Source organism: Clostridium sp. NSJ-49 (genome assembly GCF_014287725.1).
In the GTDB taxonomy this organism is placed as follows: domain Bacteria; phylum Bacillota; class Clostridia; order Clostridiales; family Clostridiaceae; genus Clostridium; species Clostridium disporicum_B.
Map to the genome: position 1 here is coordinate 20,051 of NZ_JACOOP010000033.1, position 20,944 is coordinate 40,994.

The 20,944-nt window shown below is 30.0% G+C and carries 27 protein-coding genes and 1 tRNA gene; all 28 read right to left on the minus strand.

What is annotated here, in order from left to right:
• Nucleotides 1-255, minus strand: a complete 255-nt coding sequence (locus H8S10_RS11975; protein ID WP_186839018.1) for a hypothetical protein — start codon at nucleotides 253-255, stop codon at nucleotides 1-3.
• A complete protein-coding gene (locus tag H8S10_RS11980) occupies nucleotides 252-1,055 on the minus strand; it encodes a putative phage tail protein (protein ID WP_186839019.1) in 804 nt (267 codons plus the stop codon). Before H8S10_RS11980 ends, H8S10_RS11975 begins: the two co-directional genes overlap by 4 nt.
• Nucleotides 1,052-2,122 (minus strand): baseplate J/gp47 family protein, encoded by a 1,071-nt coding sequence (locus H8S10_RS11985; protein WP_186839020.1) that lies wholly within the window; start codon nucleotides 2,120-2,122, stop codon nucleotides 1,052-1,054. Before H8S10_RS11985 ends, H8S10_RS11980 begins: the two co-directional genes overlap by 4 nt.
• Entirely contained in the window at nucleotides 2,119-2,529 is a 411-nt protein-coding gene (locus H8S10_RS11990; protein ID WP_186839021.1) for a DUF2634 domain-containing protein, read from the minus strand. The genes H8S10_RS11985 and H8S10_RS11990 overlap by 4 nt, the downstream gene beginning before the upstream one ends.
• Before the next feature lie 11 nt (nucleotides 2,530-2,540).
• Entirely contained in the window at nucleotides 2,541-2,795 is a 255-nt protein-coding gene (locus H8S10_RS11995) for a DUF2577 family protein (RefSeq protein ID WP_186839022.1), read from the minus strand.
• Nucleotides 2,792-3,751 carry a hypothetical protein gene (locus H8S10_RS12000; RefSeq protein ID WP_186839023.1) on the minus strand — a complete coding sequence of 320 codons (960 nt, stop codon included), beginning with the start codon at nucleotides 3,749-3,751 and terminating at the stop codon, nucleotides 2,792-2,794. The genes H8S10_RS11995 and H8S10_RS12000 overlap by 4 nt, the downstream gene beginning before the upstream one ends.
• A gap of 12 nt (nucleotides 3,752-3,763) precedes the next feature.
• On the minus strand, nucleotides 3,764-4,429 hold the full coding sequence (locus H8S10_RS12005) for a LysM peptidoglycan-binding domain-containing protein (protein ID WP_207731877.1): 666 nt from the start codon (nucleotides 4,427-4,429) through the stop codon (nucleotides 3,764-3,766).
• Between the two features lies 1 nt (nucleotide 4,430).
• Entirely contained in the window at nucleotides 4,431-6,293 is a 1,863-nt protein-coding gene (locus tag H8S10_RS12010; RefSeq protein WP_186839024.1) for a tape measure protein, read from the minus strand.
• A 200-nt stretch (nucleotides 6,294-6,493) separates the two neighbouring features.
• Complete coding sequence (locus H8S10_RS12015; RefSeq protein WP_186839025.1) at nucleotides 6,494-6,901, minus strand: phage portal protein; 408 nt, start codon at nucleotides 6,899-6,901, stop codon at nucleotides 6,494-6,496.
• Nucleotides 6,902-6,919: 18 nt separating this feature from the next.
• Complete coding sequence (locus H8S10_RS12020; RefSeq protein ID WP_186839026.1) at nucleotides 6,920-7,396, minus strand: phage tail tube protein; 477 nt, start codon at nucleotides 7,394-7,396, stop codon at nucleotides 6,920-6,922.
• A 13-nt stretch (nucleotides 7,397-7,409) separates the two neighbouring features.
• Complete coding sequence (locus tag H8S10_RS12025; RefSeq protein ID WP_186839027.1) at nucleotides 7,410-8,702, minus strand: phage tail sheath family protein; 1,293 nt, start codon at nucleotides 8,700-8,702, stop codon at nucleotides 7,410-7,412.
• Nucleotides 8,703-8,707: 5 nt separating this feature from the next.
• Nucleotides 8,708-9,115 carry a DUF6838 family protein gene (locus tag H8S10_RS12030; protein WP_186839028.1) on the minus strand — a complete coding sequence of 136 codons (408 nt, stop codon included), beginning with the start codon at nucleotides 9,113-9,115 and terminating at the stop codon, nucleotides 8,708-8,710.
• A complete protein-coding gene (locus H8S10_RS12035; protein WP_186839029.1) occupies nucleotides 9,105-9,590 on the minus strand; it encodes an HK97 gp10 family phage protein in 486 nt (161 codons plus the stop codon). Before H8S10_RS12035 ends, H8S10_RS12030 begins: the two co-directional genes overlap by 11 nt.
• Nucleotides 9,590-9,925: an ABC transporter ATP-binding protein gene (locus H8S10_RS12040; protein WP_186839030.1), complete on the minus strand. Its 336-nt coding sequence runs from the start codon at nucleotides 9,923-9,925 to the stop codon at nucleotides 9,590-9,592. The genes H8S10_RS12035 and H8S10_RS12040 overlap by 1 nt, the downstream gene beginning before the upstream one ends.
• Nucleotides 9,926-9,936: 11 nt before the next feature.
• A complete protein-coding gene (locus H8S10_RS12045) occupies nucleotides 9,937-10,263 on the minus strand; it encodes a phage head-tail connector protein (protein ID WP_186839031.1) in 327 nt (108 codons plus the stop codon).
• A complete protein-coding gene (locus H8S10_RS12050) occupies nucleotides 10,263-10,589 on the minus strand; it encodes a Rho termination factor N-terminal domain-containing protein (RefSeq protein WP_186839032.1) in 327 nt (108 codons plus the stop codon). The genes H8S10_RS12045 and H8S10_RS12050 overlap by 1 nt, the downstream gene beginning before the upstream one ends.
• A gap of 12 nt (nucleotides 10,590-10,601) precedes the next feature.
• The gene (locus tag H8S10_RS12055) at nucleotides 10,602-11,591 is read right to left on the minus strand and encodes a major capsid protein (protein ID WP_186839033.1); all 990 of its coding nucleotides are present in this window, start codon (nucleotides 11,589-11,591) and stop codon (nucleotides 10,602-10,604) included.
• A gap of 25 nt (nucleotides 11,592-11,616) precedes the next feature.
• A complete protein-coding gene (locus H8S10_RS12060; protein ID WP_186839034.1) occupies nucleotides 11,617-12,156 on the minus strand; it encodes a phage scaffolding protein in 540 nt (179 codons plus the stop codon).
• Between the two features lie 125 nt (nucleotides 12,157-12,281).
• Entirely contained in the window at nucleotides 12,282-13,307 is a 1,026-nt protein-coding gene (locus tag H8S10_RS12065; RefSeq protein WP_186839035.1) for a minor capsid protein, read from the minus strand.
• A complete protein-coding gene (locus tag H8S10_RS12070) occupies nucleotides 13,297-14,718 on the minus strand; it encodes a phage portal protein (RefSeq protein ID WP_186839036.1) in 1,422 nt (473 codons plus the stop codon). Before H8S10_RS12070 ends, H8S10_RS12065 begins: the two co-directional genes overlap by 11 nt.
• 124 nt (nucleotides 14,719-14,842) lie before the next feature.
• Entirely contained in the window at nucleotides 14,843-16,057 is a 1,215-nt protein-coding gene (locus H8S10_RS12075; protein WP_186839037.1) for a PBSX family phage terminase large subunit, read from the minus strand.
• 166 nt (nucleotides 16,058-16,223) lie between these two features.
• A complete protein-coding gene (gene terS / locus H8S10_RS12080; protein WP_186839038.1) occupies nucleotides 16,224-16,895 on the minus strand; it encodes a phage terminase small subunit in 672 nt (223 codons plus the stop codon).
• Nucleotides 16,896-16,931: 36 nt separating this feature from the next.
• On the minus strand, nucleotides 16,932-17,141 hold the full coding sequence (locus H8S10_RS12085; RefSeq protein WP_186839039.1) for a hypothetical protein: 210 nt from the start codon (nucleotides 17,139-17,141) through the stop codon (nucleotides 16,932-16,934).
• Nucleotides 17,142-17,481: 340 nt separating this feature from the next.
• Nucleotides 17,482-17,555: transfer RNA gene (locus H8S10_RS12090), tRNA-Asn, on the minus strand.
• Nucleotides 17,556-17,700: 145 nt separating this feature from the next.
• A complete protein-coding gene (locus H8S10_RS12095) occupies nucleotides 17,701-18,216 on the minus strand; it encodes a transcriptional regulator (protein ID WP_186839040.1) in 516 nt (171 codons plus the stop codon).
• Nucleotides 18,217-18,511: 295 nt separating this feature from the next.
• Entirely contained in the window at nucleotides 18,512-20,119 is a 1,608-nt protein-coding gene (locus H8S10_RS12100) for an oligosaccharide flippase family protein (RefSeq protein ID WP_186839041.1), read from the minus strand.
• 156 nt (nucleotides 20,120-20,275) lie between these two features.
• The gene (locus H8S10_RS12105; protein WP_186839042.1) at nucleotides 20,276-20,563 is read right to left on the minus strand and encodes a hypothetical protein; all 288 of its coding nucleotides are present in this window, start codon (nucleotides 20,561-20,563) and stop codon (nucleotides 20,276-20,278) included.
• 24 nt (nucleotides 20,564-20,587) lie between these two features.
• The coding region (locus tag H8S10_RS12110; protein WP_186839043.1) for a single-stranded DNA-binding protein at nucleotides 20,588-20,944 on the minus strand (357 nt) is incomplete at its 5' end.

Below are 20,944 nucleotides of genomic sequence, written 5' to 3' on the forward strand. Positions count from 1 at the left end.
TTAAAAATCTTTTACTGCTTGCCAATTCTTGAAAGCTTTAATTCCATTCCAATCTTTAACCTCTCCTTTAACATTTCCCCAGTCAGCTTCTTCAACTGTCACTTTTATTGTTATTGGAGTGTTAACAATTGCTATATTAGAGAAGTAGAATTTCCAATGTGGGAAATTCCTATAAATGCTATTCCAACTATTGAACATCATCATATCTAGCCAGCTTGTATTAGATATAATTTCTACTTCTTTTATCCTTATCATATTTGTATCTCTGGAGGTATATAATTGTATAGTTCTTGCCAACTTGAAGCTTCTTTAATAGCTTGCCAATCAGTATAGGCTTCTGAAATATCCTCCCATGTCGCAAAGTATTTAATTATGTTTAATTTTATATGAGCTGGCATATATGGAGCTATTGCCCTTATAATATCGTCAAACTTATAGTTAATATTCATATCTGGTGATAATACTTGAACCCTTAAAGTTCCTTGTCCTGGATTAGGATTTAAAGCCTCATCTCCTCCAAAGAACTTAACTAAAGCTTTACCTCCAGTTATTGATTTAACTACTGCTTTAATTGAATTTTCACTAAGCTTATCACCTTTACTATAAAGAGCTCTTATGTATGATCTTCTTTGCTCTAATGTTCCTTCTCCAACTATACCTAAAAATGTTTCATACCTTGTTATAGCTTCTATATCCATATAATCTACAAACTGCATATCTAGAGTTTTATCTTTTGTAAAATATAACTCATTAAACTTTTGCGATTCAGCTTCCATTATTAACTTAAATTCTTTAATATCTTGTAAATATTCCGGAAGATATTCTATAAGACTTATGTCATTTTTAACATCTTCACTAACCCTTAGATTAAGATTAAATTTAGATGAAGTATTATCAATATAAGAAGTTTGACCAACTTCATTAGATACAGATATTCCTATCGGATATAATCCCGCTTCATTAGGAGCTTGATTTACATCTGACCATGTATTACCTTGCTCTTTATTTAAATTATAAGACTTACCATCAATGCTATAATTTGCACTAGTTATCATCTACCCACCTCCAAGGTCACAGAACCAATCATAGGTATATCCTCATTTCCTAAAGGTAAATCTACGTTCCCTCCGTTAATTGTTAAAGTACTTACATCCGATACTGAAGGAATGTTTAATATTTCACTAGCTAATCTTATATAACTTACTGTATCTTTTGCATAAGCTATTGATGAAAGATAGTTCTCAATAGCACCTGATGCACCTTCTACTTGACTATATCCAGGATTAAGTTTGACTGTGCCTGATACATTAATAGTTACTTTAGTTCCTGTAACTACAGTTACCTTAGCTCCTATTGGTGCTTTACCGTTACCAAGTCCACTTGATTCAGGATCTAAATAATCTTGAAACTTCTTTATCAATTCCGATGTAGCTACTTGATTCTTAGAATCTGTTATACTTACCTTCACAGTATTAGATCCATTAGCCATAGAAAATACTTTAGCTCTTCCCACTCCCTCAAATTCACTAGCCCATTTTAAATATTGATTAATATTTCCATCTGATTCTGTATTAGTTATAGTAATTTTAGTTCTTATTCTAAGTTCATCATCAGTCTCAATATCTTCTCCATAAATTAAAATATCCTCTAACGTAGCCAAAGCTAAATTAGGGATATTATCTAAAGGTAATAGTATTCCATTATAAGTATTTCCTATTATTCCAGATTGTTCACATTTTAATTGATAAACGCCTATAGTAATCTTTTCTACAGCTATATAAGTAGTATCTTCAATTCTAAATCTACTACCTATTGGAATATCTATTAATTCACTTTCTGAATTTTTAAAAGTTCCTTTTCTTGTAGATGGTGTTGCATTTCTTCTACTTATTCCATGTTCTTCACATCTTCTATCAAGATACTCTCCTGCAGCAGTATCTAAAAATACAAGGTCGATATTATTATCCATTATCATATAGGCCTCTGCTAATTTTAATGCTGCTGGAGCTAAAGCATTATATATAATGCTTCCTTCTCTTTTATCTATATCTTTAGGAATTCGTGATAGCATATCCGATAATATACTTGCATAAGTATATGAGTCTGATTTTAAATAACTCAATATGTCACCCCCTTCTGAATATCTAGCTCCCCATAAATAGTATTAACTGTACAGGTATAATACAAGCAATCACCTTCAGTAGTTATAACTGGATTATCTAATGAAATAATTCTATCATCTTGCATTAAAGCTTCTTCTACTCTTCTATGAATATCAGCTTTAACAAAAATACTATCCTCACCTATAAGTTCCTGAAGTTCTACCCCATAATCATAACTAAATATTAAGTGTTCATATCTTTCAGTATTTAAAATAGAGTATATTGATTGTTTAACTGCTTCTAAGTTATCTATAAATCCAACAACCTTTTTATTTGCAAAATCTATTCCATAAGTTTTACTAGGAAAGTTATTAGATTCACTATTGATTTTATCTATTACTTCATCAAAATTATTTTGTGGAATCATCTTAATCCTCCTTATAACTTGTCTAGTATGACGAATTTCTGTCCACCTTTTGCTTTTATTAAGACTATTTTAGCTCCTACCTCTAAAGGTTCTTTTTTAAACTTATCAGTAACAATAATAAACGGTTCTCCAATTTGTAAATTTAACGAAGTATCCAATTTTACCTTAATAGGATTACTTGCTACAACTGTCCCAAATACTACATCAGATAAATTCGCATAATTTATATAATTACTTACTATTTCTTTTATTGTATTAGCTATCATAAAATCAACTCCAAATCCATAGTGTGTATTGAGCCTTTAAACTTATGATTAACCTTCTCTACTATTGCCCACTGTTTCAATCCTAATTCAGCTATATCTATATATACTCCACTTCCGCCTCTCACTCTCGTGTCACCAAGACAAGGTAAAGTGAATTTTTTCTCTTCCTGATTATAATATTTTAAAAGTTTTTCAGCCTTTTCTTTTATCTGTGCTGAATTCATATTTTCATTTACTTTTTCGTAATACTGTAAAATTCCCCATTTAGCCATACTCTTACCATCTTGAACAATGTAATTTTCTCTAGTTCCAGTTGTTTTATTATCCTGTGCTAACTTAATCCTATTGTAAGTTTCGCCATCTATACTTTTTTCATATGTATAATCTAAAGCATAACTTTCATCTCCTAAAACAACTGGAAGCCTCATTTCCGTTGCTTCTAGTAATTGAAGAGAACCAAAATTATCACTAAATATATACTTTCTTCCAGTACCTAATAAAACATCTGATAAGCCATCATAAATCATATCTAAATAAGTTTTATTATCCTCTATTCTATCGGATAAAGTATAATAGGTAGGTCTAAGTGTTCCTACCCTTAGTGTGGGTCTATCTACTGTTATTTCTCTAATTAATTTCTCCACACTATATCCATTAAGTATTTTAGTATCTTTATATTTGAAATATCTTAACGAATCATATGCAGTAACTGCTATCTTACCTTTATTATTTGAAACATTAAATATATAGCCATAAAAAATATCACTTTTGTTATACTTAAATCTAGCTACAGATCCATTAGGAAACATATGCTTATCAATATAATTAAATGTTAATTTAGCAGCTCCATTTTGCATCTCTGAAATATAATTAATATCACCATCAACAACAGAAGAAAGGTCATATATTTTTTGTGTTTCACTATCTTGTATTAAAAATTCATATTCTAAAGTCATACAACCTCTCCTTTATGGTATTTTTATCTGTTGCCCAGGATATATCAAGTTAGGATTCCCACCTAATGGTGGCCTATTAATATTGTATATTTCCATATACCTAGCTCCATTACCTAAGAATCTTTTAGCTATATTCCATAAACAATCTCCTGAAACTATTGTATACATTTTATAAGGTGGTTTAGGTGGATTAGCTGGCCTTGGTGGTGTAGGTGGTTTATATACTATAGATGGATTATTTTCTAATACCTTTAAAGAATAAGGTTTATATTCCACCAAGGAAAACTTAATATAATAATCCCCTTCTTCTCCAGCAACTTCTTTAATATCTAAATTAGTTATTAATACAAGTAAAGATAAATCCTTACTAATTCCATTAGAGCATATAAATCTAACAGCTTTTTTATTACTCATCCAGGTATCAAACTTATTTTTATAATAATCAGCATTTTTAAAGTCATTAGGTGTTTCAACTAACCTTGATACTTTACTTGGAAACTGTGCTTCAAATTCTATAGTTAATAATCCATTATCACCTGGAGCAACAATCTTCCCTAATTTTAAAACAGAGAACTCTTCTGTTTCGATTTCTCTACTTTGGTTTACTTCTTCCGGATTCATAGGAAGTCTTATTGTTAATTTTTCTTCTTCATCCCTAAAAAATATTGCATAACTCATACTATCCCTCCGATACTACTGCAATTTGTTCTTTGATTATTTTATCAAGAACTTTTTCGATTTGATTTACATCGGCTGTTTCTTTAACATCACCAAATGTTATTTGAATATTTGGTGCTAATGTAGCTTGTGTATATTCTGCTCGATAATCCCTTTCAGCTATATCTTTTAAATATTTTAAATCTTCTTTATCTATAGATACATTTAAAGAACCACCTGATCCATTTCCATTAGTTACAGGCAACGCTCCATTAGACATATAATCTCCTAAGTCTCCCATACTACCGAATCCACCACCACTAGCACTTGGAGTCATTCCACTAAATAAGTCACCTATTCCACTAACAAGATTATTCCCCCAGGTATTACCCTTATCAAAAGCAGCTCCCGCATCTAGGTAATCGAGCCTATCAAACTCAACTTCCTTTGCAACATTAGCCTCTATTTTAGATTGTAGATTAGATGCCATATTATCCAGTCCAGCTGAAATAGTTACTTCTACTCCTGGAATAAGATTTACTAACCACTCAATCTTTTTAGCAACTTCTGATATTATATTTAATATAGCTACTCCCATTGACATGAACGCATTTTGAACCCCTGTTACACACGCATTAAATATATTTATAATTGATTCAGCTAACCAAATCACCCCATTTGCAATTCCAATTCCAATATTACCAATAACCGCTAATAACCACATAAATCCTCCGGCTATAAATCCAACTATATCACCTGCAGTTACTCCTAACTTAATTAGGATATAAATTAATAATGCAATTGCTGCAAATATTAATACTACCTGCCAATGAAAGATAGCCCATACAATAACTTGAGCAGCTATTGTAGTAAATAAATCCCACATTCTTGCAATCAGTAACGGTAAGTACATTAATGCAGCAGCTATTAATATAGCAGATATTAAATCCCAATTTTGAACGATTATATTAGTCATAAATTGAACTATATTAGCCAACCCTAAAAAAGCTACTGCTAAAATATCAATTCCTGTAGTAACAACATTTACTAAAGTACTCATAAAATCAGAATTATTAATCTCACTTAACTTCTCCATTACACCTTCAAAAGCTTTTATAGCATGATTTTTAATTTGTGTTCCTGCATCAGCAAAGGTCATAGGCATTTTTGCAAACATAGTGTTTATTTCGTCACCCATTCCAAACATAGCACCTTTAATTACATCAGCAGTAATTAATCCTTGCGAACTCATCTCTTTTAATTTAGCTGCTCCTACACCTAAATATTGTTGCAATGCTTTTCCAATCATAGGTGCATTTTCACTAATACTCCTAAACTCATCACCTTGTAATCTGCCTGATGCCATAGCTTGCGCTAATTGATACATACCAGCTGATTGTTCTGTCTTACTAGCTCCACCAACTTTAAATGATTTATTAATTAATTCAGTAAACTTAACTATTTCATCAGTACTACCAAAAGCCTCTCCAGCCATCATACCTAATTTAGCTACTGTTTGAGCTGTAGTTATATATTCCCCTCTTGACCTCTGAGCTGATAAATATATTTGATCTTGCAATTCTTTTTGTGTCTGCAATCCATCATTAATCAGAGATAATCTTGCAACTGTATTGGTATACTCATCAGTTAAATCTATAGCCTTTTTAACTGCCATAAATCCACCTAATGCTCCAAGTAGCTTTTTTATTCCACCAGCTCCACTACTAGCTTTATTACTCATCTTATCGAATGATTGTCCTAAGTTATCAGCTTTCGCAGATGCTCCCATCATAGCTGCTTCTGCATTTCTTGTAGTCCTCATAATAGAATCAACGACCCTTGAATATCTATCTTGTAATACAAATGTACTTTTTAAAGTAGCCATAGACTATTACCTCCTTTTCCCTTTTGTATTAAGTTTCTTCATTTTGTCTTGTTCCTTTTTCTCTGTTTCTACTCTATGAAGTATTGAAGCATATATAAAAGTCTGTTCTTCTTTAGACAAGCTGAATAATTGTGAAGGTAATATTCTAAGTTTTTGGAGGGCAAAGTGTGCTATTGCATAATCACTATTGCCCTCCGATATTAGTTTTTTATTTCTTCAATTCTATCCTCATCTTCTACATCTAGTCCACTAAGTTTTTGTACTGCTTCCGATAAAGTCATAAACTCACCAACTAAAAGCATCTTAGATAATAGATTAGCCTCTCCCATAACCCCATATGCCTTTTGTAATTCTGCATTTTTTAAGTCTGGATAAACTACCGCTGCAGCAACTAGATCATTCATATATCCATTCCTATCGAATATTTCTTGCTTAGTCTTTTTATCTCTTCTAGTGTTCTTTTTCATTATATTTGTGTTCTCTTCAGACGTAATTGCTCTAATTTCCCACTCTACCGCTTTACCGTCCTCTTTAAATCTATTTGATACTACTATCATCTCATTTTCAATTTGTGCTGGTTTTAAAAATGCTGCTAAACTTCTTTCCATATATATTCACTCTCTTTCTTATCTATAATTTGAAGGTAAATCAAAATAGCTTAAACCTTCTATATCATCAAATGTAAAATCTGTATCTACTGTTATTGGATCATCAGAAGAATCATCTATTGATGCTACTGGAATTGAATTTAAAACAACTCCTAATAAAATAACCTCTTGTTTCCCTACCGTAGATTGATTATCTTCATTTTTTATTTGTAGCTTTATTTCAGGCATTTTACCATTTTTAATATACTCTATAGCCATTCTTAACATTTCAGAATTCATAAAGTACATTGTCATAGAGCCTGTTCCTTCTGCTCCTACAACTTTATGTTGTGTCATTCTATGCCCTAACATAGCCTTAGACTGAATTATTAAATCTAACTTAGCACTTATAGATGATATTTCAAATAACTCTCTATTTTGCCCATCTACAGTTATAAAGGCTTTACCTTCTTTTGAACTTATGGTGTCCTCTAATCTAACATGCTTGTCTGCCATAAATTACTCCTCCTTATACATTAATAGTCATATATAATTTTTCTGCTGAATCTACTGGTTGAATAGCTATATTAACTACAATAGCATCTGATTCTTTTCCTGCTTCAACAACGACATCTTCTGGTTTGAAATTTTCTATAGCATTAATACCTTGAAGTGTCTTAAAGTATTCAACTAAAGCTGCTCTATATAAACTTCTACCATCTACATTATTATCGATTTTGCCCATATAGTTATATTCCCAAACTACAGCAACATCATTTGCAATATTATCTAATGTTCTTATAACTCTATTTTTTCTGAATGATTTCTTTTTATCTGGTAAAAAAGTAACCAAAGAGTTAATGTCATATACTAACGTTACTCTTTGGTTATTATCTACTTTAAATATAACTTTTCCAGCCTTAGATTTCTCTTCCATCTGAGATTTAGTATATCTTGGACTAACATCAATAGCACCAGTATATACTTTCCCAGTATTACTTTGATTCATATTAGCTCCAGCAGTTATACCAGCTACCCAATAAGCTGTTTGACCAGGTGTTAATTTAGAACCGTCACTTAATATAACTCCATTATCGACTACTATAATTCCTTCATAGTCAGCCGAGTAATCACTCATTACAGCTTGAATCTTAACTCCTTCATTCTCTCTCATATCCTTAATAAAAGCTTCTATATTAGACTTAACTTCTGAATCTGCTCCACCATATGTTAATACATTAAAATTATAAGTTCTAAGTATATTTAATGCATCTGAATAGTTAGTTGCTGAAGTAGATGTATCTGTACCACCCTGTAACTGTTTAGTTCCTTGAGTTACTTCTCCACTTCCTTTTATTTCTATAAATCCATTACTTATAAAGTCACTATATGATTTTATAGTTTGTTCATCAACTTTTGAATTATTAAAATAAGTAGCTATAATATGATCCCCATCTACTGTTTTAGTAATAACAGTAATCTTATTACCTTTTGTTCCTTCACACACTGCTGTAGCAGTTACGCCTGAAGTTAACTCTATAGTTGCCTTTGTTCCTTCATTAACCTTACATACAAGCACCTTAGAAGCACCTTTTAAAACTTCTCTTAATTCAACAATTTCATTAATATTAGCACCTAATAATTTTAAAGTATCATCTCCTGGTTTAACCTCGTAAACCTGCCCTTTAACTCCCCAACCTAACTCTATCGGTAATGCAACAATTCCTCTCTCTGTTAAATTTATAAAAATAGGAGTTTTACCAAAAATATTTATATATGCTCCTGGAAGTTCTTTGTTTTCTGTTTGCCATGTTCCAGCCATCTACATCACTCCTTTAAGTTTTCATTCACTTTAATATTTTGCATTTTAATTTCATCTTTAGATTTAATTTCCGAGTATTTAACATCAAACATAATATGAAGAACCTCATCAGTTATATTACTTTTAATATTAATTGCTCTAAAATCTTCTAAATCCCTAAGCTCCCTTAATAATATTCTTCTTACCTCATACATTTCATTATTTTTATAATCTGTATTGGGAAAATAAGAAATATCATAGTTAACAGTTGAATTATATTTATCGTTAATTCTTTTATTATAATCTTGATCATACGTAGATATAAAAAAAGATGGTGTTTCAAATTGTTGAGGTACCTTCTCATCATATATTGTTATATCAGGATACAAGCTTAATAGCTTACGTACTATAGCTTTATTAATATCAACAATCATACTTATCTTTCACCTCTTTTATAGCTTTCTTAAATTCACTTATCATTGCTTTTTCAGTTTTATTAATTGCACGTTCTAATATATGTTTACCTGGAACAAAACCTTTAGTTATACCTCTTATTACTATTCTGTGCCCATAGTTAACATATGGAGCATATTCAGCAGTATTAAACAGTTCCTTTGTTATTCCATCGGCGCTTTTCTTAATTCTGCTAGTACTCCAACTTCTACGCATATGACCTCCAACCTTAGCTCTAGTTATTCTAAAGCTAACATTCTCACCATCCTTTGTTGTGAAATTAACTTCTTTAGGATATACCCCCACTGGAGTCAGTCTTTTTGCCTCGGCTAATCCTATATTAACAGCTTTGTTTAATACCTTCTTATCAACTTCTGATACATCCCCTAAAAGTTTTTCTAACTCTTTTCTATATCTATCTATAGCAGCTTTGTTACTGTAATAATTTTTCCCCATTAAGCAGTCTCTTCTTTCTTTACAGATACCTCTAAATGTGAATCATAAGGGAAACTTTCTCCAGCTATAAACTTATATACTATCCCACTTTTTTCAGTGAGAACTATTTTATCACCTTTCTTAATATCAATACTTGGATCTGTGAATATCTTATGAGCTATAGTAACTACTGGAATATTTCCATCACCCATATTACTTAATTTTTCTTTTGATAATCTGCAAGCTATATTGGTGTATTTTTCAACATCTTCAAATCTAGTTATTCCATCTTTTTTGACTTTCTCATATCTAGATATCGTCATTTTATCTTTATGGAGTATATCAAATACTGACATATTATCCCCCCTTAGAACTTTATTTTTCTAAAGTTTCTCAATTCTTTTCTATCATTATCATTTAGTGAATAGATTTTACTTTCTTCACCATTTCCCTCTATAGCAAATTCTAATTTTGTATCTCCTTCTAAAATGCTTTTAAGACCTTTATGTTTATTTAGTTCAAACTTTAGTATACTTATTACTTTTTTCTGAATAAACATTTCTAGCGCTTCAGGAATACTATTTAATTTGCAATAATTCTTTATATCATGGGTTACTGATTTAATATAATAATCTATCAAAGCATCTTTGGAGGTATCTTCAATTCCAAGTACTAATTTTATCTCTTCTTTCATTATTGCTCCTCCAAGACCTGTATAAGTTCTGCCTTATTAAGTGAAGAATAACCCTGTATCCCTTTCTCTTTGGCTAATTCCTTTAACTCTTTTATATTTAACTCTGATAAAGCAATTTTGTTTTCACATTGATTCTCTTGGCTATTCTCATCTTGTTGGTTATCTTGATTTAAGGCATCTTCCTTAATCTCTTCAACCTTATAACCTTTTTCAGTAAACCAACTAATTAACCATCTATCTTCTGTTTCAGCTTCTCCATTAACAAAAGGTATACCAGCAATAATGCCAGTATACCCCTTTGATGGAGTAGTTATTTTACATTTCATAAAATACTCCTCCTACTTTACTTTTATATTTCTAAATACCCCAGCCTTTCTAGAGTTCTTTAATGCTACTGCTGCTACCATTTCAACTTCTCCAGTCTTAACTGCTCCTGGTGCATTTAAATCCGGTAAAAATGTCTTAATTATCTTGTCACCTTTTACCGTTACCCCATGGAATCCGTTAATAGCTACTTGAACTGCATATAAATCTGTTAATCCTGTTACTGTATCGCTTCCATTTGGCTGTCTTGTATCAACTATTGGAACTACAGGAACAGTGGTATCATCCTTCACATAATATTCTAAATCAACTAGTGGAATACCATCATAAGAGTATACTTTTCTTCCAAATGCATCTTCGCTTTGCGTTAAGTAACCAGCTCTTCTTGCTACTGATCTAATCTTAGTCATTAATTTAGAGTTCCCCATTAACATTGTTGGCTTACCATCAAGTTCTGATATAAATGCATCTAATAAATCTAAGAATTCCTTATAATTATTATCTAAAGCATCACTTGTTGATAAATCTATATGTGATTCTTTATTGAACTCTGTACTAGAACCAACTAATAATTTATCTAATCCATCAAATTGTTTTTCATCAGTAGTGCTATTACCATTAATTACTGAATAATGGAATAAGTTTGTTGCTGCTTTAATCTTTTCTTTTAGTTGGAAATCAACCTCATCTACTGCTCCTGATGAATTTGCTAATACTCTATCAATTTGGAATGATCCCCCGAATATTTTAAGGTCTACACTATCCTTTTCTCTTTTTGCTTCTTGTGGTGTATATTCTCCATTTATAGCTCTGAATCCAGCACTTGCCGGTGTCTTTAACCTTACATATCCATATGTTAAAGTTGAACCACCTGTTCCTGGTGATACTGCATCATCAAACATAAGGGTATCTAGTAATAAAGAACCTCTTCTAAACTCATCTACTACCTGTTGGTCTACCTTATCGGCCATACCTACTTTTGCTTCTTTTAATGTAATTGCCATTTTAAATCACCTATCCTTTTTATTTTTAATTATTATCGTATCTTTGAACCAATGCACTTTTTAAATCTGTTACCTCTTTTGGCTTTGGATCACTTGCACCATCTAGTGGTGTGTTACCAGCTACTGTGTTAGTAAACATAATAGACTTATTGTCTCTTTCTGTTTTAATTATTGATTCTAAATTTTTTGGACTATTATTTTCATCGAATTCAATTTTATCTTTGAATTTAAACATAAAATAGTCCGAATCAGTACATCCAGCATCTTTTAAAGCAATTTTTACTGCGTTATCTCTTTTAAGCTTAATATTTTCTGCTTTATGAGTTTCAATAGCCTTTTCGTACTCTTTAACCTTAGTCTGCAATGCTTCATTATCTCCGTTATTCTTTTTAAGGTCTGTTATGGTATTATTAGCTTCTGTTAGTTGAGTTTTAACACCTTCTAACTCACTATTAACAGTTTCAGTCTTTTTCTTTTCAGCCGCTATATCCTTCCCATTTTCAGCCATTATAGATTTAATTTGTTCATCACTTAACCCAAGCTCTTTTAAAAATTCTGTTTTCATAATTAAATATCTCCTTTCGCACTAAGTAGTTTTAGGTGTGTTACTATCCACCACGAATTGACTGTTTTAGGTCTAATCTACTGACCAATTTTAGGTATAATAAAAAGCCGTAGTTCACTACGACTTTAACTATTAATTATATATTTTTCATACCATTCTTTATATTTCATTGATGAAGGCACTTTATAACTCTTACTACTTTTAGAATCTCTTGCAACTCTTTCCCCTTTATCATCTTCAATATGTGGAATAGTTGTTGTTCTACAATACCAATGAAATGGAGGAGAATTAACTCCTGTTACTGCATCTTTAGTTTTATATACCTTTCCATCTTGCTCTCTGCACATTGGTGAAGTTTTTAAATCCAAAGTTGATAGTATCTCATATTCATCTATTCCATCTTCTTCATAACCTTTTAGAGTAGCTTGCTCAATTATAAAAGCACCCTCCATTTGCAATAATCTATAAGCTTCATATTGCTTCCTATCAAATATCTTAGCAAATTCTTCTGAAAGCTCTGATGGATTAGTTCCTTTTATAATCATATTCATTATAGATTCTTTAAGTTTTTCTAACATATGATCTTTTTGTTTCCAAAGTCTATCACTATATGATGCACCACTAAAAGGATAATTTATCAATTCCTCTACTGCTCTAATATTTACTTGTGCAAATTCTTGATGAAATCCTCTAAACTGTTCTATATTAAAAATTGTCTTATAGTATTGGTCCTTATATATATCTATAAACTTTTTACTCCCATATGATTTGTAGTCTATATCATATAGATTTGTTAGAATAGCGTTTATTTGCCACTCTAGGGCTTTGTATCGTGTTATTCTTGCCTTTATAGACATATTATCCAACTCAAGATTAAACTCTCCTATAGACTCAATAGCCATCTTTTTGAATATATTTAATTCTTCTTTTAAATTCTTCAACTCTTTAAAGCTTAACTCCATCATAGCTGCATCATAAGTTAACTCATTATTATTAGCATATCTAATATAAAAATCATTAACAACGCTATGAATATCTTTCTTAGCTTTCTGAAATGACTTGATTAATTCAGTATAAAATTTTCCTAATTCTCTTTCCGCATCTAAGTATTTAGCTTCTTGTCTTTGTATCCAGTAATCATTATTCTTCATCTACATCACTTCCAGCATTATTACCAAAATCTAAAGACTCTTCATAATCATTTTGTTCTTTTATTCTCTGTAACTCTTCTTCTACATCTCCTACAAATGGATGATGCTCTAATAATGTCTTATCTGATACTATACCTTTAGAGTTCCTTACGTTTGTTATCGCATCAGTTTCATTCACTATCATACTTCTTATAAAAGTTACCTTTGCAGTCTTATGATCATAAGAACCTTGTCCAGTAATTTTTAAATATTTAGCTATAAACCAAAATATTAATTTAAATGCACCTTTGAACTTTCTTTCCATCTGATCACACTTTAAATCTAATGCACTATATAAGAATAATAAAGCAATTCCACTTGGACTATTACCGAATTTATCTGTATCCATATCTACAGCCTGGCCAAATATATGTATATCTTTTTTTAGTCTATCCAAGTGTTTTTCTACCGCTTCAATATTTATATCAGGACTTAATTTATCTACTCCACCATCTGCATCAGTCAAAATGGTTTTATATAATTTTAAATTATTTAAAAACTCATCTAAATTTGTTCCATTATAGCCTTTTAAGACATAAATAAACCTCGCAATATCATCTAGTGCATTAGATGTATCGGAGGTATTTTTATCGTAATCATCTATTAATGATTTTGTATAAGTTAAGTCATTTAATTCTCTGCTATTATTCTTAAATGGTATGAAAGGAACTTTACCCCAACTACTATATGTTGTGCCATTATTAATTAAAAAGTGCCCTATTGATTCTCCTTCTCCTGGAGCTTCTACATCTGGTATCAATTGCCCATTATAATATGTGTAATAAGTTACATCTTTATCAGTCCAATATTCAACTTTCTTTACATCTGTTCTCTCTCTACCTTCATATGTTTCAATATAATAAACCCTTATTATAGCTTCTAATGATTTGTGAGCATTATCTTTCCATATAGGTATTATCTTCTCACTATCATGCTTTAAAAACTTTAATTCCCCTTCTTTGTCTATATAAGGCTGTAACCAAGCTATTCCTTTGTTTGATGCTTCAACACCTATTTCTTGTAATGTATCATCAAATTCATCATCTAATAGCTCTATTAACTTCTTTTGAAATGTTTTATCATCAGCAGTAATTATAGGAGACTTACCCAATAGATAATTTACTTTTTCATCTACTATAATCTTTGAAAAACCATGAGTTAATTTATTATTAGGTCTTGTATCATCTTCAACCTTTTTACCATCAACAAACCTATATAACTTTCTTCTATTTATATCAGTATCATTGTTATAATACCGTTCTCCAGTTTTCATGTTTTCTCTTTTGTTACTAGTTTCAAATTCCTGTATGAATACATGCATTATTTCTTCATGTGTCATAGGTTTTTCTTTTGGTTTTATTATATTAAACATACATACTCCTTTCTAAAATTAAGTTTATCTTTCCAGTCATTAGTCATATATTTTGACTATATTTTTTACGCCTAGTAAAATTCAACACTTTGCCTTAGTCAAAACTAATAGTCAAAACATTTTTCTACTTTAACACTCTTAATCCACCATCTCTACTCTCTGTGTATATTGCATATCGAATTGCATCTAACACGTCATCCCACAATTTTATTGGTTCTCCAGTATTTTTATTCCACGCATACATGAACGCTTCTTTCTTAAATAAATTAACTTCACTTTCTACAATCTTTAATGTATTAGTTTTAAAGCCTTTAGCAATAACCTCTATTCCACTTAATACTGCTTTATCTGCATTTACAGCTCTTAGTCCTTCTCTTTTAAATCTTTTTATATGTTCAGGCCTTGCAGTATCACAATAAAATATTATATTTCCATACTTTTCTTTGATTTCTTTTCCTACATTTACCCAATAATCAATCTCTTCATGTTGTGCTGAATATTCTTTAAGTACATATAAATTGTTTTTGTCATCTTTTCCGATTACTACTATAGATCCATAATGTTCATATCCCCAGTCAACTCCAGCAAAATATTTTACAAGTTTAATATTCTCTAGATCTTCTTTGCTTATATAGTGCGTATCTTTTCTAAAGTCCTTATATACAATTCCTTCTGCTGATACCCATAACCCTTTAATATCTCTATCATAAAACATTCCAGAAGGTGTTGAAGCCTTTATATTTCCCCTATATCTTTCACTTAAGAATGTATTATCGTCTAGTTCGTAATGAAACTCTTGAATAACCTTACCATCTGCTTTATCTATAAAATTAACTTTTAACCAATGTTCTGGTTGGTCTGGGTTTGTATCAATTAATATTCTTGCTCCTTCCCCTGAACATCTCGCCTTGATTTCATTAAAAACTTCTTCATTTGCCATAGTACCCTCATTGATATATGCACCAAATGAAGTCATCCCTCTAATTCTTCCTAAATCATTTGTCTTTGAGTGCCCAAAGCAGCAAACTTGAACTCCAAATAAAATAAATCTATTATGTTTATCAAACTTAAATTCAATATTGTACTTATTAGTAAGTTCATTCAATACATTTCTTTGAATTGCTCCTAGATCAGCTCCAGCAAGTATATATTGTGGTAATGGAATATTCAATTTATCTGCTATTTTTCTTACTCTTCTAAGCTCATATAAAAATAAATCATTATCTAATATTGTCTTTCCTGTTCTCTTTGCTCCATGATTAATCAACATAAAATAATCATTACTCATAGCAAACTTCATTACTTCTATTTGCTTTTTATGATATAAATCACTTAACATTTTTTATTAAACTTCCCCTACTTAACACGAAATATTTAATTTTTTAATTAAAGTTTAGTTGTATTAAACCCATTTATATTAATTTAAATACTTTAACCTTATGTAAATGGCTTAACTTCGTCACTTTTTTCAATTTCGTAAAATGAAAATTTAACGTAATTCGTGTTTATTCTTTAATTGTATTTTCTAATTTAGCAAAGTACTCATCAATCTTATCTTCTTTAGATTTTTCATTGTTAACTATTTTAGATTTCAATACTTCAATTCTTGCTTTCTGTTCTTCCGTTACCAGATTCCAATTCTTATTAATCATTTCATCATATTGCTTAATCATACCTTCTAATGTTTTCATCGCTCTTGATTGTGCATTTAAGAAGTTAGCTTGCTTATCCCAAGCTTGTTGTACTTCCCACTTCTCTCCATATGATGAATCTCCGTTACATTCCCCTATTTTTTCAATAGTTTTATCATCAATAGATTTAACATACATTATTCTTTGAGCTCTTATTATTGCTGCATATTGCAATTTAATATTATCCCATAATATATCCAGTGGATTTTTTATTTCTATATCTTGAATAATATCCAAAGTATCTTCTGGTAAATATTTAGAAAAAAAACCATGCTTTTCAGCATTTTTATTATTTGGTTGACCACCTTTTTTATTCGAACGCTCTCTATCCTTTTCCGAACGTTCATTATTCCATTTGTAAGTGCTTTTCCATCTTCTAATGGTCCCAGGTGGAATATCGAGTTCCTTAGATATCTCAACCAATTTAAGCCCTTTTTTATATAATTTATAAGCCTTTTCTAAATTTTCATTAGGTGCTCTTGCCATACCACCACCTCACTTATTCGTTTTGTAAATTTATATTTATTTCTGTCTTAAAGCTCCATTTACTCTTTGATACTTTCTCTCCCTCATACAACTCTCTAAATCTTCATAAGGTGATAGAGTAAGTTCTATCTCTTCGCACTTCTTATGGTTCTTGCATAAAGGATTATGAAATAAACAAGCACATTTTAGTTCTTGTCCTTCCCAGTTGCTTAGGAATACATATTGTCTTTTCTTTACATTACTCATGTTATCACCTCACTTTGTGTATAATAAAAAGCACCTAACATTTCTGCTAAGTGCTTTTTCATAAAAGGGTATTGAGAATTTATGAAATAAGATTTTAGTGTATTCTGCATCAGCAACGGTTATCACACTCAACACCTATTCATTAAGTTAATCCCATAATCTCGAAGGTAATTAACTTAACCTCGCTTGCACAAACAAGCCCCAGAAAGATTAATATTCTTTCATCCATCTATCCGACTATGTGCCTGTAGGTAAGGTCTTACCGCCTGCCAATAGATTAATTTTATTGCTTCACTCCCCTTATACTACCTACTGCCATATAAGGATCATAGTTTGCTTATGGCGGAGATAGTAAGAATTGAACTTACATATATAGGTTAACAGCCTATTGTTCTACCACTGAACTATATCTCCATGTAACACCTAGGCTTTTACCCCTAGGTGCAATATAATATTGGAGGTCTTGACACAATGAAAAACCCTGTCCACGTTTCTCACAATATAATTATAAACCTTGCTTCTAGTAAAAAATTCTCATATTTTTCTCAAAACCTTCTCACTATTTTATGATATTCATAAAGTTAGCTACATTTTCTACTATCTCTTCTCTGATTCTATATACTGTTGCTACTGCCATATTCATCTTTTGTGCTATTGCTATTACTTTAGCCTTATCACTATACTTCAGTTCTAGGAATCTCTTACTTTCTTCATTGAGCATATTTATATTAAAATCCATATTGCTTATATAACTTTCTAACTCCCTTTTCTTAGCTTTAGTTTTTAATATTTGCTTAACTATCTTTACTCTTTCTCTTTCCAATCTTTCTATTTCTTTTATCATTTCCTGTTCTGCATAACTTGTCCCATTAGATGATGTTTGTACTCTTTCATTTATTCCTGCTCCATTTTGATAAGGATCTATTCTTATGTTAGTATTTCTTATATCATACTCAATAACTTCCTTATGATATTCTAATCTCGCTATCTTTTCATTTAATCCAAATAGATGTTTCTTACTTTCATAATATCTATATAACTTTCCTTCTGTTTTCTTAAATTCATCTTTTCTCATATTATCCCTCACTAATTGTTTTTTATTTTAATCCACCTAACCTTTTCCCTATCGTTACTGTAATAAACATACTAAGTATAGTTACTAATATATCAGCCACTAAAAATATCAAAGTAGCTCTTTCAGTATATGACACAATATACATCTCCTTTATTACGTTATATATTTGAATTGCGCACTAAAAAATACCGCATATTCTTTTTGAATAATACGGTATTTTTTAAAACTTATATTTAATTTTAAATTCGTAATAGTTTAAAGCTGCGAATTAAATTTTAAAATAAATATAGTCTTATTAGATTGTTTTAACTATCCTATTTTTAAATTTAACTGGAAGTCTTCTATATATAACTGGAGATAGTGTATCTAGTTCATATTTACTAATACCTCCTAATAATAAGAGAGATAGAAGATATATGATACCAGCTATAGCAATTAAACTAAATGTTACTATGCATATATTTATTCTTGTATAATTATTAGAAATAAATTCAGCTATAAATATATATCTTAATATTAATAAAGTAATACTCATTATTATTGATGCAATTAATGGAGTTTTACTTTGGTTTAAAATAGGTATTTTAATATTGAAATATTCTTGTAGCCCAATATGGTTACAGGCTGTAATAATAGCTAATGATACTATACTTCCAATAACAGCTCCAATAACATTTATGTTATCTATTCTAATGAAAAATATATTAATTAAAGTTTTTATAATTAATGATACAAATCCTAATTTTATAATAAATTTAAATTTATTTATTCCTTGAAGAACTATATTTTGAATTGTTGATAATGCCATAAAAATTAATGCAACTGCTCCTACTACTAAGATTTCACACCCAAAATCTCTATTAAACACTAGTTTAAATATATCCTTACCCAAAATCATTAAGCCACATACCGAAGGAATAGTAATAATATATGTTAATTTATAGCAATAAGCTGTTTGAACCGCTAATTCTCTTTTATTTTTTTCAATAAAACTTTTAATTATCTTTGGAAAAATTCCTACACCTAACGAAGTAATTATAACAAGTGGTACATTTATTATAGTTGTATAATATTTTAGTGTAGCTGTTTTTATATTTATATCAGTTTTAATAAAAGTCCTTACTGTAAATACATCAATAATGGCAGATATATTTTGTATAGCCGCAATTAATATAAAAGGTAATGCACTTATAAGTAGCCTTTTAAAAATTTTATTCTGATGTAACTTTCTTTTACATTTCTGCTCTATATTATTTCTAGAAATATCTTTAAATCTATATTTTTTATTCAATATATATCTAATATATTCTATAGCTCCAATAGCCCCTAAAGTTGTTCCAATCGTTCCACCTGTACTTCCCCATGAGGTAGATATGTTTATAAGTTGAAAAGCAAAAAACAAGCTAAATATAACATTAAATAACTGTTCAATAATATTAGATACACTAAGTGTAATCATATCATTATATCCCTGAAAAAAACCTCTATATGCAGCCAATATTGATGCTAAAAAAATTGCTGGAGAAAGGAAAACAAATACCATAATTGAATCTTTACTATTAAATAATCTAGAAAGTGGGTTTGCTAATATAGCAAATACTATACTTGCTATACCTCCATAAAGTAATAAAAATTTTTTTGATATTAGAAGAATGTTAAATACATCCCTGTCTGAGCCTATTGCCCTTTCCTCTGATACTAACTTTGTTATTGCAGGTTGAATACCTAAACTAGTTAATGCAAATATAAATACAAAAACATCATACCCAACAGTATATATTGCTATTCCATCATCAGTTAGAATCTGAGATAGAATTGGCATATATAAGGCTGATAATAGTTTCAATATAATACTTGATATAGCTAGAATTATAACGCCTCGTCCAACAGAATTTTCTTTCATAAATACCTCGATACTAAATATAGTTATTTTATTATTTTTCTATACAAAATAATACAATTCTGAATTAATTATAGCATATTTTTCAAATACCGTACTATTCAATTTTCAAAGAACAAACTTTATTATTTAGTTCGCAATATCATCAAATAATTACTCTTAGAAAAAACTATATTGCATATTATCTTCGCTCAATTTTAAATTGCATTTATTATCTGCAGTAACTTTTTCTATCTTTATTTTGTAAACTTCATCATAATAACCGCTTCGTATCTTCTCGCATATCTCTTTACTGGCTATAGTTTCTTTATTCCATTTAATAATTGATATAAAGTATGTTAAATCAACAATCGCTTCATAATCTCTACTATTCTTTGACTTTTTATTTCTTACGTGTTCAAGAATTTCTCTATCTAATATTAATTCAGTGTTTAAAGTATTGCTCATTTAATTCCCTTCTTTATTCATTAATTAAAATGGCATATCCCCATCATCTACTGCCATATTATATTCATCAAAATTCATTCCCCCAAAAACATCATTATTTTCAACAGAAGTATTTGAGTTACTATTATTATTTTTTGAAAGAAACTTTACTCCATTAAACATATCAGCCACTACTTCTGTGACATATCTCTTAGTTCCATCCTTTGCATCATAGGTCCTAACTGATATTCTCCCACTTATTGCAACTTGACTACCTTTAAGTGTATATTGAGCTGTATTCTCCGCTTGTTTTCCCCATAATACTACTGGTATAAAATCTGCTGTTTTTTCTTGAGTTTTACTGTTATAATTTTCAACTGCTAAAGTTATTGTTGTAACTGC